This window comes from Herbidospora solisilvae (genome assembly GCF_009901565.1).
Lineage (GTDB): Bacteria > Actinomycetota > Actinomycetes > Streptosporangiales > Streptosporangiaceae > Herbidospora > Herbidospora solisilvae.
The window spans coordinates 615,329-629,344 of sequence record NZ_WXEW01000004.1; the positions used below are offsets into that span (position 1 = coordinate 615,329).

The following is a 14,016-nucleotide window of genomic DNA, read 5'->3' on the forward strand; positions in this document are numbered from 1 at the left end:
TTCCCGCGTTGACATGCAGCCGTTTGGCTGCCTATCGTGCGATGGCGTGGACGACGAGGTTTTCCGGGCGCTGGCCGACCCCAGCCGCCGCCTGCTGCTCGACCGGCTCAACACCGCCAACGGCCAGACCCTGCGTCAGCTGTGTGACGGCCTGACGATGGCCCGGCAGTCGGTGAGCAAACATCTGGCCGTCCTGGAGTCGGCCGGACTGATCACCACGACCCGGCGCGGCCGCGAAAAACTCCACTACCTGAACGCCGAACCGATCAACGCCATCGCCGACCGCTGGCTCGGCCGATATACCAGGGCAAGGGCGAGCGCCCTGGCCGACCTCAAGACCGCATTGGAGCACCGGCCCATGACCACGACCGAGTTCGCCTACACGACCTACATCAAGACCACCCCCGAACGCCTCTGGGAGGCCCTGACCACGCCGGAGTTCACCCGCCGCTACTGGGGCGTGTCGCTGGAGTCGACATGGGAGGTCGGGGCGCCGGTGACGTGGGGCATGGGCGAGGTCCGCATGGACGACCCGACGCAGCAGGTCGTGCTGGAGTCGAAGCCCTACGAGCGGCTCTCCTACACCTGGCACACCCTGACCGACGAGTTCGCCGCGGCCGTCGACCTGACCGGGGAGAAACTGGCGGCATGGCGGGCCGAGCCCCGGTCGAAGGTGACGTTCAGCCTGGAGCCGATGGGCGAACTGGTGAAGCTGACGGTGATCCACGACGACTTCATGGAGGGCTCGGCGATCCTGCCGGAGATCGGAAAGGGCTGGCCGGCGATCCTGTCGAACCTGAAGACCTACCTGGAGACGGGCGAGACCCTGCCCGCCCTGAGCTGACCCACCGACCTGGGGGCACGAACCCCGAGCACCGCCCCGAATCAGCGCGCACCGTGCCCACCCCGAGCCGAGCCTCCGACCTCAGGGTCACGAAGAGCGGGCGTTGTCCCGAATCGGCGTGGCAGGTGGGCCGAAATTTCGCTTCAGACGGACATCTAACGCTCTCGCGACGGGAGCCCGCGCAGCAGGTCGCCCGGGGAGAGCGGCCCGACCGCGGTCAGCGGCAGGTCGCGCGCGGGCGCCGATGGGGACGGGCACCAGCCAGGCCCGATCTCCGGCAGGAGACGGAGCCGGGCCCCGGGGTCGTCAAGTTGGGCCCACGAGGTGACGTACACATCCCCCAGCCCTTCATGTCCCCAGGCCGTGGCCATCGTGCGGACGATCCCCAGGCCCCGGCCGTGTTCGTCGCCGGGCGACGGGCGTTTCTCGCGGGGCACCGTGACCCCGCCTCCAGAATCCGTCACTTCTATACGAATGGAGCGTTCCATCTTAATAACGCATACGCGGACAATACCGCCATTAGGGCTTCTGCTATAGCGAATGGCATTCGAGAAGAACTCGGAAACGACGACCTCGGCATCATGGACAAGCGGGTGCCCATCGAGGTAGCGGCGGACGAATAGCCTGGCCACGGCGGCCATCGAAGCTCGTCCAGGCAGGGACAAAGCATGACGATCCACGACAGGATCCTCCACAGGTCAAGAGTAAAGTTGGAATCACAACTGATGGCCATTACTCTGGGTTGTGCATCGGATACGGGAGGATCGGAATTAACGCTTTACAGTCCAAGGATGGATAAGTGGCCAACTCCGATCCGGTTTACCTGCGTGTTGTCGAAGACCTCCGCCGTCAGATAACGGAGGGCCTGTTGCAACCCGGAGCGCCGATTCCCTCACGGCACCAGATCACCCGGAAGTACGGCGTCGGCGAAACCGCCGCTCGCCACGCGCTTCGAGTGCTGGCCCAAGAAGGGTTGATCATCGGCCGCGTCGGGTCGGGCCATCGGGTCCGTCAACGGCCGGACCTGCTCCCGCTCCACCGTGCACAGGCCCACTTCTCGACCGACATGCACGCCGTCGGGCGCCGCCCGACGTGTGACGTCAAGACCGATTCCGCCGAGGCCAGGCCCGACATCGCCGTACGCCTGCGCATCGCCGCCCAATCCCCCGTCACGAGAACGCGCATCGTCTATCGCAGCGACGGCAAACCCGTGCAGCTCGCGGTGTCGTACGAACCCATCGTCTACAACGACGGCACCGACGACATCACCCAGGTCGCCCACCGCCTCGGCGGCAACGGCCTGAAGCTGACCGAGGTGACCGAACACGTGTACGCGCGGGTGCCTCAGCCCGTGGAAAGCGACGTCCTGGACCTTCCGGCCGGTGTTCACGTGCTTCACGTGGAACGCACTCACTGGGCCGGGGACAAACCCGTGGAGACCAGCGATGTGATCATTCCATGCGACCAGTTCCGGCTGGTTTACACCCTCCCTGCTCCTTACGGGGAGCAGACCAACCGCTGAGGCCCTCCCTCCAACGGGCTTCTCTGTTATGTGTACGAACGGGTCGCGGGAACCTTCCTTCTGGTGGGTTCCCGCGGCTTGTTGTGTGCGGGGGTGGGGCGGTTCGGGGAGTCGGCATGTGCCGGCTTCGGGATGGCGGTTGTCGTCGGCAGCCTGATGTCCGAGGCGAGGTGCTATCTGTCCTGTCCCTAAGGTCACTCCGCTTCTGCTGGCCGCCCTCCGGGCGTAACTCGGCGCATGAGGTTCCACGCTGGCTACTCGCCGTCAGAAGGCAGGTGCCGCTCGCGCCTTCCCTCGGAACCTGTTCGCGAGATGGCGAATGGCCGACTCGCGGGGAGCCTTCGGAGGGCAACCAGTTGCGACTCAAGCTCTGCGGCGGGCCGCCAACGATGGAGGCGAGCACCTACGCGCAGTCTTCACACGTCGTTCAGAGCGCTTGTTCGTCGCATGCATGGCGAGGCTCTACCGGAAAGTGCAGTCCCGACGCGCTCGTGAGCGTTCAAAGGGTTCTACTGGGCTCTCGGGCGAATCTACGCATTCCTCGCTTGGCTGGATCCGCGTGCGAAGTTGCAAGCTCCCCATCAGTCAGCGGGACTGGAACGCCAAACTACACGCGCTGACCAAAGATTCTTGCGAAGAACTCCGGCCTCGCTGGGCTCTGCGATACAAGCCAACGAAACTTCACCGTGACCAGCTCGGCCCTTCAGTCCCGCATGCACGGAACGCAGCCATCCAATGGCACGTACCGAGCCTTGGGGGGCAACCGTTCTGTGCCGGCACCTCACGCCTTCAAGCACCTACTCGATTCGTTTCGCCCGATTTCTTGCACGACCAGATGACCCAGCCAGCTTAAGCCGACGTGCGGGATATGGCCGGTCGCCGGAGCCGCCCGATAGGCACCAGCGACCGGCCCCCTCGCCGCTCAAGCGCACCAATCGCGAGCAGCGAGAGATCAATGGGACATCGGGCCCCCTGTATCAGCGCTCAGCAAGCACGCCAAACCGGGCACAGGTCCAGAAGAGTGGCCGGAGTCTCAGTGACGCGGTCGCATCAAGCCTGCCAACTCGGGCTACACACCCCGCTGCGATCAGACCACGAAATCCTCGTCTCAAAACAAGACCGCACATCAGGCCAGCCTTCGATGCCGCGCTCGCGCCGTACCATGCACGTCGCGGCGAAGCTGAGATTCGCTTTCCACTCCACCAGGTTCAAGCTCAACCATCACGAATGACCAAGAACTTCCAGCCACCGCGATCCACCGAGCCGCAGATGAAGCACGGGCACCTCGACATGGAGGTCAACCGGCCGCTGGAAGTTGCCGCGCGTTCCAGCGGCCGGCCCCTCACCACCTGGCAAGGCAAGGCAGGTGGCGAGTGCCTGTGGGACCTCCTCAAGCACCGCCGAACAACTCGACGACACCAGAAAGCCCACGCCGACGTCGCAAGAGGTGTGCCGGTCGCTGGAACTCTCCCTCGTTCGTTCCAGCGACCGGCCGCTCGCCGCTCCACTAGTGGGGGCGATGTGGGGCGGCGAGTGTATTGGGGGCGATTCGGCGCAAGCGGTTGACCGCCTTGTCGGGAAGCTGGGAAGGCGATCGCTGTGCCGTGGTTCGATCATCCGAAGCGGGCCGGGGAACCCGAAGGCGGCGACCATTCTCTGTAGTCAAGCGAAGCCCGTCGCTCGAGACCCAGCCACATCCCCACATAGCGGGATGGCGGTCGATTCAGCCCTGCGGAAGGCATCCCCATGCTCTCAACGCGGGCGCACAACAGGCTCCCCGGCCTCTCGGCCAGGTCGTACAGGAACAACCAGAGAACAGCGCATAAACGCCCAGACGGTAGCGACGCAGACATACTCTCGCGAACGAGGCAACAGGACATCCCAATGGAACAATTACGTCCCAATCAGGGAAATCGCGTCACAACCACGCCTGGGACATAAACCACTTCCAGCCCCAAATCGGATGGACAAATGCGGGCACCGAAAGAACGTCGGTGGGTGATGGTAAAACGTGCCCCATGGGGTTGCGGGTCAAGGACATGGCGGCTGGCGATCAGCCTCGTGAGCGTTTGCTGGAGAAAGGAGGAAACGCCCTGGCCGATCGGGAATTACTGGCCATACTCCTCGGATCGGGCAGCCGCGGCATGAGCGCCGTCGAGCTCGCCTCGCGGGTGATCTCCCACTGCGGCGATCTCGGCGAACTCGCGCGTTCCGAGCCGCATCGGCTGCTCAGCGTTCCGGGGGTCGGGCCCGCCAAGGCCGCCCGCGTCGCCGCCGCCTTTCATCTTGTACGTCGCTCGCAAAACGGTCCCGGTCCATTGCGCATCACCTCCTCGGCCGACCTGGCCGCCTTGGTGGCCCCGCTCCTGCGGGAGCAGACGAAGGAGCGTCTGGTTCTGGTGGTGTGCGACGCCGGCGGCGGGGTGGTGCGCCAGCTCGTGCTCACCGAGGGCGGCAGTGACCACACCTCACTGCCGGTCCGCGATGTGATCACGGCGGTGCTGACCTCGGGAGGGGCGGCGTTCGGGGTCGCGCACAACCACCCCAGCGGCTCCACCGAGCCCAGCCCCGCCGACCTGGCCTCGACCGACCACTTGCGACACGCTTCCGACATCGTTGGCCTCACCTTCCTCGATCACCTTGTCGTCACCGACACCAAGTGGCGTCGCATTTCTTGATGGTCAATCTACCTATAGGTCTAGTCGCCGTCTATAGAGACTTAGTAAGTGTCTGGTTTCTGGGTATACGTACTGTTTGGTCTAGGATACGAAGATGCTCGACCGAGAGGGACCCGTGCCGGTCTACAAGCAGATAGCCGAGGAGCTCCGGCAGAAGATCGCCGACGGCGAGCTGAGCCCCGGCGACGCCATCCCCAGCGAGGCGGAACTCGAAGCCGAATACAACGTCGCCCGCATGACCGCCCGCCGGGTGGCCCGCGAACTGCGCGACCAGGGCCTCGCCTACACGATCCAGGGAGAGGGCACCTTCGTGGGCACGCCCGACACCCCGCGATCGGAGCTCCCCGTCTACCAGCAGATCGCCAAACTCCTGGCGGAGAAGATCCGCTCAGGCGAGTTCCCCGCCAACCGCGCCCTGCCGAGCGAGAAAGTCCTGATGGCCGAACACGGCGTGGCCAAGGCGACCGTCCGCCAAGCGATCGCGACCTTGCGCAAACAGGGCTACGTGTTCACGGTCCCCTACCGGGGGACGTATGCGACGGCCCGCGAAAAGTGGCCCAAGTCGAAGCGCTCGACCCCGGCATCCCGCCAGAACGGTCTGTGACGAGGAGGCGCGCGGCCACCCGCCATCAGCCTGACACGCCTGGGCAGACGCATCCACGCGTGCCCAGGCTGAGCGGATGGCGACGCCGCGCGGCCGGCCCGGAAAGTTTCAGGGCGACGCCACCCCGCACCTGCGCCGACACCCCGCCCCGTTGACAGCCGCGGACCCCCGGGTTAGCCATGAGATCCCAATGTTAGCGATAACAGATGGACCTCCCATGCTCCGAAGGTCGTTGCTCCCCCTCGTCGTCCTCATCGCCGCCCTCCTCCACCCCACCCCCGCGAACGCCGCCGGCCCCGCCCCGCACTACCTCATGACCGCGTTCACCAACGCCAGCGAGTCGAACATGTACGTCTACGACTCCAGCAACGCCACGAACTACAACCTCATCAGGTCGAACGCCTACACACCCCCGTCAGGCCTGATCCGCGACCCGAGCGTCATCAAGCACACCGACGGCTACTACCACCTCGTCTACACGACCGGCTGGACCGGCAACACGATCGGGTTCGCCCGCAGCGCCGACGCCGTCACCTGGACGTTCCAGCGCAACGTCACCGTCGGGCTGAACGGCTCCACGGGCAGCACCTGGGCCCCCGAGTGGTTCCGCGACTCCGACGGCAGTGTGCACGTCGTCTTCTCGGCGTCCACGACCGGGACCGCCGGGCAGTTCCGGCCCTACCGGATCACGGCCTCCAACTCCGCGTTGTCGGCGTGGTCGGCCCCGACCGCGCTCGGGATCCCGGCCAACTACATCGACAGTTTCCTGGTCAAGGTCGACGGGACGTACCACAACTTCCTGAAGAACGAGACGACCAAGTACATCGAGCATGCGACCGCCACGAGCCTGAACGGGCCCTGGACGTTCGTCGGCACGGGCAACTGGGCCGGGTGGGGGTCGGGGCTCGAAGGGCCCGCGCTCGTGCGGCTTCCCGACAACCGGTGGCGCATCTACTTCGACAACTACTCGGGCGGGCGGTACTACTACGCCGACAGCTCCAACCTGTCGAGTTTCTCGGGGCGGACCGAGCTCTCGGGGCTGTCCGGCACGGCGCGGCACTTCACCGTGATCCGGGAGGACTCCGGTGACACCACCGCGCTGCCGACGGGCAACCGGTCGCTGCGGGCCGGGTCCCTCTACGTGCGGCACCGCGACTACCAGGCCTATCTGGAGAACGTGAGCTCCACCAGCCCGCTGCTGCAGCGGCAGGACTCGACCTTCACGATCGGCGCGGGGCTGGCCCACTCCGGGTGCTACTCGTTCCAGGCGATCAACTTCCCCGGCTACTACCTGCGCCACTACAACATGCAGCTCGTCCTGCAACGGAACGACGGGTCGGCGATCTTCCGGGGCGACGCCACCTTCTGCGCGCGGGGGGCGCTGCTGGAGTCGTACAACCTGCCTGGGAAGTTCCTCAACGGCAGCCTGCGTCTCGATCCGACCGGCACGGCCTTCACCGTGACCGCACCGCTCGCCTGAGAGGACCTCCGATGCGCCTGTTACGCCTGGTCGTCGTCGTGGCGACGCTGCTCCTGCTGACGCCGCTGCCGGCGCAGGCCAGTCCGGCCGTGCAGTACACCAACCCGATCGCGGCGCAGCGCGCCGACCCGCACATCTTCCGGCACACCGACGGCTACTACTACTTCACCGCCACGGTGCCCGAGTACGACCGCATCGTGCTGCGCCGCGCGACCACGATCTCGGGCCTGGCCACCGCGCCCGAGACCGTCATCTGGCGCAGGCACACCTCGGGCGAGATGGGCGCGCACATCTGGGCGCCCGAGATCCACTTCATCAACGGCCGCTGGTACGTCTACTTCGCCGCCGGCCGCGCCGACGACGTGTGGCGCATCCGCATGTACGTCCTGGAGAGCAGCGCGGCCAACCCCCTGACCGGCACGTGGACCGAACGCGGGCGTATCGTCACCCCCTGGGACACCTTCTCGCTGGACGCCTCGACCTTCACGCACAACGGCGTCCGCTACCTGATCTGGGCGCAGCAGGAACCGGGCATCTCGACCAACTCCAACCTGTACATCGCCCGCATGGGCGCGAACCCGTGGCAGATCACCGGGGCCACCACCCGCCTGACGATCCCCACCCTGGCCTGGGAGACCAGGGGCTACCGGGTCGCCGAGGGGCCGTCGGTGATCCAGCGCAACGGGCGGTTGTTCATGACCTACTCGGCCAGCGCCACCGATGCGAACTACTGCCTCGGGCTGCTGACCGCCTCGGCGTCGGCCGATCCGCTCAACGCCGCGTCGTGGACCAAGAGCCCCAACCCGGTCTTCGCCTCCAGCGCCGCGACCAGCCAGTTCGGGCCCGGCCACAACTCCTTCACGGTCTCGGAGGACGGCCAGAGCGACCTGCTCGTCTACCACGACCGGTCGTACCAGAACATCTCGGGCGACCCGCTCAACGACCCGAACCGGCGGACGCGGGTCCAGAAGATCTACTGGCGGGCCGACGGCACGCCCGACTTCGGGCTTCCCGTACCGGACGGCGCCACCCCGGTGCGGCTCATGTCCGGGAGTCTGGCCGTCCGTCACTGGGAGTACCGGGTCCGGCTCGAAGCCAACGCCACGCCGCTGGCCGACAGCCAGTTCCGGCAGGTCGCCGGGCTGACGGGGGCGGGCACGGTGTCGCTGGAGTCGACCAACTTCCCCGGCTACTTCCTGCGGCACCGCAACCACGAGGCCTGGGTCGAGCGCAACGACAACTCGGCCCTGTTCCGCTCGGACGCCTCGTTCTACCGCCGCACCGGGCTGACGGGCAGCGGCGTCTCGTACGAGTCGGTCAACTTCCCCGGCTACTACCTGCGCCACCGGTCGGGCCTGGTCTGGGTCGAGCAGAACGACGGCACCGCCGCCTTCCACGGCAGCGCCACGTTCACGCTCGAATAGCGCCGGCCCTGGTGCGCTGCGTGGCGGCCACGCAGACCAGGACCGCCATGGCCGCCACGATCGTCCAGGGGTCGAACGGCTCGCCGAGGAGCAGGACGGCCCAGGCCAGCGTGAGCAGCGGCTGCGCGAGCTGGGTCTGCCCGGCTCGCGCGATGCCGCCCTGGGCTAGGCCGGCGTACCAGGGGATGAAGCCCAGGTACATGGACACCAGGCTGGTGTAGAGGAAGCCCGAGACCGACTCGGCGGTGAACGTCGGCTCGGTCGTCAGGGCGAGCCAGACGGTCAGCGGCACGGTCAGCGGGGCGGCCACGACGAGCGCGTAGGAGATGACACGCCAGCCGGGGGTGGTCCGGGTCAGCCGGGCCCCCTCGGTGTAGCCGACGGCGGCGGAGCCGAGGGCCAGGACGAGCAGCAGGTCGGCCGTGGTCACGTGCCCGCCGCCACGCGACAGGGTGAAGACGGTGATCGACAGCGCCCCCAGGGCGGACGCGGTCCAGAAGGCCGCCCGGGGGCGCTCGCCCGCGCGCAGCACGGCGAAGACCGCGGTGGCGGCCGGGAGCAGGCCGATGACCACCGCGGAGTGGGAGGTGGACGCGCCGCCGTACAGGGCCAGGCCGCTGAAGACGGGGAAGCCGAAGACCACGCCGAGGGCGATGACGGCGTACGACCCGAGGTCACGGCGGGGCGGCAGCAGCGGGGCGCGGGCGACCAGCAGGAAGGCCACGGCCACGACCATGGCGAGCACGGCACGGCCGATGGCGACCAGGAAGGGGTCGAGGCCGCGCATGGCGTACACGGTGGCCGGCATCGAGCCGGAGAAGGCGAGGACGCCGACGGCGGCGAGCGCCGTGCCGAGACGGGCCTGGGTGGCGGCGCTACCAGGGCGATGAACTGACGCGCTACTCACTACCCGATCGGCGATAGTAGCGCTACTCTGGTCTCTCATGAACGACGATAGCAGTATCGCTCGTCTCACCGACAGCCTGAAGGCCCAGGCGGCCTCCCTGCGGCCGGGCGACCGGCTTCCCTCCAGCCGGGAGATCGTCCGGGCCCACGGCGTCTCGCCCGTCACCGTCTCCAGGGCCGTGGCGCGGCTGGTCGCCGAAGGGGTGGTCACCACCCGGCCGGGCGCGGGCGCGTTCGTCGCCGCGCCGCCGCGTCCCCGGGAGACCGACCCCTCCTGGCAGACGGTCGCCCTGGGCGAGCGGGTCGTCGACGAGGCGCCCTTGACGTCGATCCTCCAGCAGCCCGCCGAGGGGGTGATCCCGCTGACGGGCGGTTACCTCAACCCGGTGCTGCGGCCGACCAAGGAGCTCGGCGCCGCCGCGATCAGGGCGGTGAAGCGGCCCGACGCGTGGTCGATGCCGCCGCGCGCGGGCGTGCCCGAGCTGCGCAGCTGGTTCGCCGGCGAGACGGAGACGACCCAGAACGACGTGCTGATCGTCAGCGGCGGGCAGGCCGCGCTGACCCACGCCTTCCGGGGGCTGGCCGCGCCGGGCGATCCGGTGCTGGTCGAGACGCCGACCTATCCGGGGGCGCTGGCGACCGCGCGGGCGGCGGGGCTGCGGGTGGTGCCGGTGCCGGCCGACGGCGGCGGGGTGCGGCCCGACCAGCTCGCGGAGGCGTTCGCGCGGACCAGGGCCAGGGTCTTCTACTGCCAGCCGACGCTGCAGAACCCGACCGGGGCGACGTTGTCACTGGAGCGGCGGCGGCAGGTGCTCGCCGTCGCGCGGGCGGCGGGCGCCTTCGTCGTCGAGGACGACTTCGCCCGTTATCTCACCACCACTCCCCCGCCGCCCCCGCTGGTGGCGCTCGACACGCACGGCACGGTCGTGCACGTCTTGTCGCTCAGCAAGATCACCGCGCCCAGCCTCCGGGTGGCCGGGCTCGTCGCCCGGGGACCGGCCGCCGCCCGGCTGCGGGCCGCGCAGATCGTCGAGTCGTTCTTCGTCGCCCGGCCGCTCCAGGAGACGGCGCTGGAGTTCGTGTCGGCCCCGGCCTGGCGGCGGCACCGGGCCGCCGTCGCCGGGGAGCTGGAGGAAAGGCGGGCGATCCTGCTGGAGAGCCTGCGGCGGCACCTGCCCGGCGTGCGCGTGGAGCTGGTGCCGAAGGGAGGGCTGCACGTGTGGGTCCGGCTCCCGCCCGCCCTCGACGAGGCGGCGCTCGTCGAACGCGCCCAGCGGGCCGGTGTGCTGGTCAGCCCGGGGCGGATCTATCACGCCGCCGAGCCGCCGGGGCCCTGGTTGCGGCTCACCCACACGGCCGCGTCGCATCGGACCGAGCTCGCCGAGGGGGTCATTCGGCTCGCGACGGCTTACGGGGAACTCGCGGCTGACGCTCACGGCGCTTCTTCTGCTGGAAGGCCAGGTAGGCGAGGTAGCTGACGTGCATGGTGATGCCTCCAAGGAATGTCTGACACCGGCTAAAGCGTTTCGGGGGTGTCTGGTTATTCCCGGCTAGAGTGCCTCGGAAGGGGTGATCAACCTGTCCGGCCCGGCTGAACTGCTGCGCGACTTCGTCAACACCTACGACGTCGAGACCGATACCGACGACCTGACCTCTCCGCAGGTGTTGCGCGACTGGCTGGAGGCCCGCGGCCTCGAACCGGCCGCCGATCTCGTGCTCGCCAGAGAGCTGCGGGAAGGTCTCAGGGCCGGCCTGCGGCACAACCACGACGGGGTGGCGTACGCAGCCCCCGAACCCCTGGAGACGGCGCTGGCGGCGCTCTCGCTGCGCGTCACCGTCGACGGCGGGACGCCCCGGCTCGTGCCGGCCGACGGCGCGCCGCATCGCGGTCTCGCACAACTCGCCGCCATGATCGCTGCGGCGCACGCCGACGGGACGTGGCCACGCCTTAAGGTGTGCGTCGAGAGCACCTGCCAGGCCGCCTTCATCGACGCGTCGAAGAACCGGTCGCGGGCGTGGTGCTCGATGCGCGTGTGTGGAAATCGCACGAAAACTCGGACATATAGGGCACGACGTCAGGCTGAAGGTCCGGGGATGCCCGCCTGACCAGTACGGTGTCATAGGCACAGAAAGGAGCCGGCCAAATGGGTGTCAGACCTGCCCGTCTCGAAGATGTCGACGCGGTGACGAGCACCCAGATCAGGGCGTGGAAGCACGGCTACCGCGATTTCCTGCCCCCCGGCCCGCTACAGCAGATGACCGGCCCCGCCGCCGAGAAGATGTGGCGGCGCCAGTGGGACGAGGCGATCCTCTCGCCGCCCTCCCCGCGCCACCGGGTGCTCGTCGCCGTGGAACGTGTCGTCCCCGACACCGAAGAGTGGCACGCGCTGGGCCCCGGCGGGGTGCTCGCGGCGCTGCCGACGGCGGCCGAGCGGGCCAGCGACCGGGTCGTGGGGCTCGCCTCTCACGGGCCCGCCGAAGACCCTGATCTGCATCCCGGGTTCACGGCCGAGCTGCTCACGCTGCTGGTCGACCCCAACCACATCCGGCGCGGCCACGGCAGCCGGCTGCTCAACGCGACCGTCGACCACCTGCGCGACGACGGCTACAGCTCCGTCGTGACCTGGGTGTTCGCCGAGAACTACGCGATGCTCGGGTTTCTCGAGTCGGCCGGGTGGGGCGAGGACATGGCCGAACGGGTGCTCGACATGGGCCGTCCGATCCGGATGGTCCGCATGACGACGGACATCTCACGCGCGTGACCACCATGGCTCAATGGGTCGCCGGCGCGCGGCCCCGTACTCTCCCCGCGGCCGTCGTCCCGGTCGCCGCCGGCACCGGCGTCGCGATCGGCGAGGGCGGCTTCGTCTGGTGGGCGGCGCTCGCCGCCCTGTTCGTCGCGCTGGTCCTGCAGATCGGCGTCAACTACGCCAACGACTACAGCGACGGCGTCAAGGGCACCGACGACGGCCGCGTCGGCCCGATGCGGCTCGTCGGCTCGAAGGCGGCCACGCCCAAGGCGGTGCTCACCGCCGCGCTCGGCTGCTTCACCGCCGCCGCCGTGGTCGGCCTGGCCCTGGTCGTGGCGACGTCGGCCTGGTGGATGCTGGCCTTCGGGGCGCTGTCGATCCTGGCCGCCTGGTTCTACACGGGCGGCTCCCGCCCTTACGGCTACCGGGCGCTCGGCGAGTTGTCGGTGTTCTTCTTCTTCGGCCTGGTGGCGGTCATCGGCACCGCCTACGTCCAGGTCGGCTGGTCGTGGACGTCGGTGTGGGTGGCGGTGCCGGTCGGCCTGCTGGCCATGGCCCTGCTCGTGGTCAACAACCTGCGCGACCGCCAGACCGACGAACCGGCCGGCAAGCGCACCCTCGCGGTGGTCCTCGGCGACCGCCGCACCCGCTTCCTCTACGCCGCCTGCCTGCTGGTGCCGTTCGCCTGCCTGGTGCCGCTGGTGTTCTCCCACCCGTTCGCGGCGCTGGGGCTGCTGGCGCTCCCGCTGGCGGTCCGGCCGGTGCGCGAGGTCATGAACGGCCTCCAGGGCCGGGCCCTGATCGCCACGCTCCAGCAGACCGGCCGCCTGCAGATCGTCTTCGGGCTCCTCTTCGCCATCGGCCTCTCCGTCAACCTGGCCTGAAGAGCGTTTCCTTCCGTTACGGCTCCGCCCACCCCGGCACCGACCACCGCACCGAGCGGGCCACCGCAACCGGCGCCAACCGGCCGCGCCGGCCCGGCCCTCGACGCGCGAAGGCCCACCCGCCCGGGGTGCCGTCATGCCCCGGGCGACCGACGTTTTCGCGGTGGGCGTCTAGAGATCGAGCAGCGCGTCCAGCCCGACGGTCAGACCGGCGGGCAGGTCGCGGACCTTGCGGACGCCCAGCAGCACCCCCGGCGTGAACGACGCCCGGTTCATGGTGTCGTGGCGGATGGTGAGGATCTCGCCGTCGCCGCCCAGGATGACCTCCTGGTGGGCGATCAGCCCGGCCAGCCGGACCGCGTGGACCCGCACCCCGTCGACGTCGGCCCCACGGGCGCCGGGAAGCTCCTGGGAGGTCGCGTCGGGCATCGGGCCGAGCCCGGCCTCGGCGCGGGCGGCGGCGATCAGCTCGGCGGTCCGCCGGGCGGTGCCCGAGGGCGCGTCAGCCTTGTTCGGGTGGTGCAGCTCGACGATCTCGGCGGAGTCGAAGAAGCGGGCCGCCTGCCGGGCGAAGTGCATCATCAGCACGGCCGCGATGCCGAAGTTGGGGGCGATCAGGGCGTTGGTGCCGGGGTTGGCCGCCAGCAGTGCCCTGACCTCGTCGAGGCGGGCGGGGTCGAAGCCGGTCGTGCCGACGACCGGGTGCACCCCCCGCTCGATGCACCAGCGGAGGTTGCCCATCACCACGTCGGGGTGGGTGAAGTCGACCACCACCTCGGCCTCGGCGATCGGGTCGAGGGCGTCGTCCTTGTCGACGGCCGCCACCAGTTCCAGATCGTCGGCCGCGTGGACGGCCTTGCACACTTCCACCCCGACGCGGCCACGCGCGCCCAGCACACCTACTTTGATCACGTGCTAAGGCTA

At 68.9% G+C, this 14,016-nt stretch carries 13 protein-coding genes; 10 read left to right on the forward strand and 3 right to left on the reverse strand.

Annotation, left to right across the window (positions count from 1 at the left end; translation table 11 throughout):
* Positions 1 to 46 precede the first annotated feature (46 nt).
* A complete protein-coding gene (locus tag GT755_RS16190) occupies positions 47 to 844 on the forward strand; it encodes an ArsR/SmtB family transcription factor (protein ID WP_328794361.1) in 798 nt (265 codons plus the stop codon).
* A 155-nt stretch (positions 845 to 999) separates the two neighbouring features.
* Here GT755_RS16190 and GT755_RS16195 read toward each other — a convergent pair whose 3' ends face one another.
* Positions 1,000 to 1,485, reverse strand: coding sequence for an ATP-binding protein (locus GT755_RS16195; RefSeq protein ID WP_161480519.1), 486 nt, complete (start codon positions 1,483 to 1,485; stop codon positions 1,000 to 1,002).
* A gap of 158 nt (positions 1,486 to 1,643) precedes the next feature.
* On the opposite strand from GT755_RS16195, the gene GT755_RS16200 reads away from it, so the two are divergent.
* The 5 genes from GT755_RS16200 to GT755_RS16220 all read left to right on the forward strand — a co-directional run bounded on the left by GT755_RS16200 (position 1,644) and on the right by GT755_RS16220 (position 8,552).
* The gene (locus GT755_RS16200; protein ID WP_030450869.1) at positions 1,644 to 2,366 is read left to right on the forward strand and encodes a GntR family transcriptional regulator; all 723 of its coding nucleotides are present in this window, start codon (positions 1,644 to 1,646) and stop codon (positions 2,364 to 2,366) included.
* 2,018 nt (positions 2,367 to 4,384) lie between these two features.
* Positions 4,385 to 5,044, forward strand: coding sequence for a JAB domain-containing protein (locus GT755_RS16205; protein WP_235966702.1), 660 nt, complete (start codon positions 4,385 to 4,387; stop codon positions 5,042 to 5,044).
* 94 nt (positions 5,045 to 5,138) lie between these two features.
* Entirely contained in the window at positions 5,139 to 5,648 is a 510-nt protein-coding gene (locus GT755_RS16210) for a GntR family transcriptional regulator (RefSeq protein WP_161480520.1), read from the forward strand.
* A gap of 217 nt (positions 5,649 to 5,865) precedes the next feature.
* The gene (locus tag GT755_RS16215; protein ID WP_161480521.1) at positions 5,866 to 7,128 is read left to right on the forward strand and encodes an AbfB domain-containing protein; all 1,263 of its coding nucleotides are present in this window, start codon (positions 5,866 to 5,868) and stop codon (positions 7,126 to 7,128) included.
* A gap of 11 nt (positions 7,129 to 7,139) precedes the next feature.
* Complete coding sequence (locus GT755_RS16220; RefSeq protein WP_161480522.1) at positions 7,140 to 8,552, forward strand: family 43 glycosylhydrolase; 1,413 nt, start codon at positions 7,140 to 7,142, stop codon at positions 8,550 to 8,552.
* On the opposite strand, the gene GT755_RS16225 is transcribed toward GT755_RS16220, so the two are convergent.
* Complete coding sequence (locus GT755_RS16225) at positions 8,539 to 9,459, reverse strand: DMT family transporter (protein WP_328794362.1); 921 nt, start codon at positions 9,457 to 9,459, stop codon at positions 8,539 to 8,541. The genes GT755_RS16220 and GT755_RS16225 overlap by 14 nt on opposite strands.
* Before the next feature lie 37 nt (positions 9,460 to 9,496).
* Here GT755_RS16225 and GT755_RS16230 point away from each other — a divergent pair, with 37 nt between their 5' ends.
* The 4 genes from GT755_RS16230 (at position 9,497) to GT755_RS16245 (ending at position 13,092) form a co-directional block, all read left to right on the forward strand.
* Positions 9,497 to 10,936, forward strand: coding sequence for an aminotransferase-like domain-containing protein (locus GT755_RS16230; RefSeq protein WP_161480524.1), 1,440 nt, complete (start codon positions 9,497 to 9,499; stop codon positions 10,934 to 10,936).
* A gap of 91 nt (positions 10,937 to 11,027) precedes the next feature.
* Positions 11,028 to 11,564: a CGNR zinc finger domain-containing protein gene (locus tag GT755_RS16235; protein ID WP_285578701.1), complete on the forward strand. Its 537-nt coding sequence runs from the start codon at positions 11,028 to 11,030 to the stop codon at positions 11,562 to 11,564.
* 38 nt (positions 11,565 to 11,602) lie between these two features.
* Positions 11,603 to 12,220, forward strand: a complete 618-nt coding sequence (locus tag GT755_RS16240; protein WP_030450877.1) for a GNAT family N-acetyltransferase — start codon at positions 11,603 to 11,605, stop codon at positions 12,218 to 12,220.
* Positions 12,217 to 13,092: a 1,4-dihydroxy-2-naphthoate polyprenyltransferase gene (locus GT755_RS16245; protein ID WP_161480525.1), complete on the forward strand. Its 876-nt coding sequence runs from the start codon at positions 12,217 to 12,219 to the stop codon at positions 13,090 to 13,092. The genes GT755_RS16240 and GT755_RS16245 overlap by 4 nt, the downstream gene beginning before the upstream one ends.
* Before the next feature lie 171 nt (positions 13,093 to 13,263).
* Here GT755_RS16245 and dapB read toward each other — a convergent pair whose 3' ends face one another.
* Positions 13,264 to 14,004: a 4-hydroxy-tetrahydrodipicolinate reductase gene (dapB, locus tag GT755_RS16250; protein ID WP_161480526.1), complete on the reverse strand. Its 741-nt coding sequence runs from the start codon at positions 14,002 to 14,004 to the stop codon at positions 13,264 to 13,266.
* Positions 14,005 to 14,016 lie beyond the last annotated feature (12 nt).

Bases quoted from the DNA above. Each gene is read 5' to 3' on its own strand.
- GT755_RS16215 (WP_161480521.1), top strand. From the start codon at position 5,866: ATGCTCCGAAGGTCGTTGCTCCCCCTCGTCGTCCTCATCGCCGCCCTC.
- GT755_RS16210 (WP_161480520.1), top strand. From the start codon at position 5,139: ATGCTCGACCGAGAGGGACCCGTGCCGGTCTACAAGCAGATAGCCGAG.
- GT755_RS16240 (WP_030450877.1), top strand. From the start codon at position 11,603: ATGGGTGTCAGACCTGCCCGTCTCGAAGATGTCGACGCGGTGACGAGC.
- GT755_RS16195 (WP_161480519.1), bottom strand. From the start codon at position 1,485: ATGGCCGCCGTGGCCAGGCTATTCGTCCGCCGCTACCTCGATGGGCAC.
- GT755_RS16220 (WP_161480522.1), top strand. From the start codon at position 7,140: ATGCGCCTGTTACGCCTGGTCGTCGTCGTGGCGACGCTGCTCCTGCTG.
- GT755_RS16205 (WP_235966702.1), top strand. From the start codon at position 4,385: ATGGGGTTGCGGGTCAAGGACATGGCGGCTGGCGATCAGCCTCGTGAG.
- GT755_RS16230 (WP_161480524.1), top strand. From the start codon at position 9,497: ATGAACGACGATAGCAGTATCGCTCGTCTCACCGACAGCCTGAAGGCC.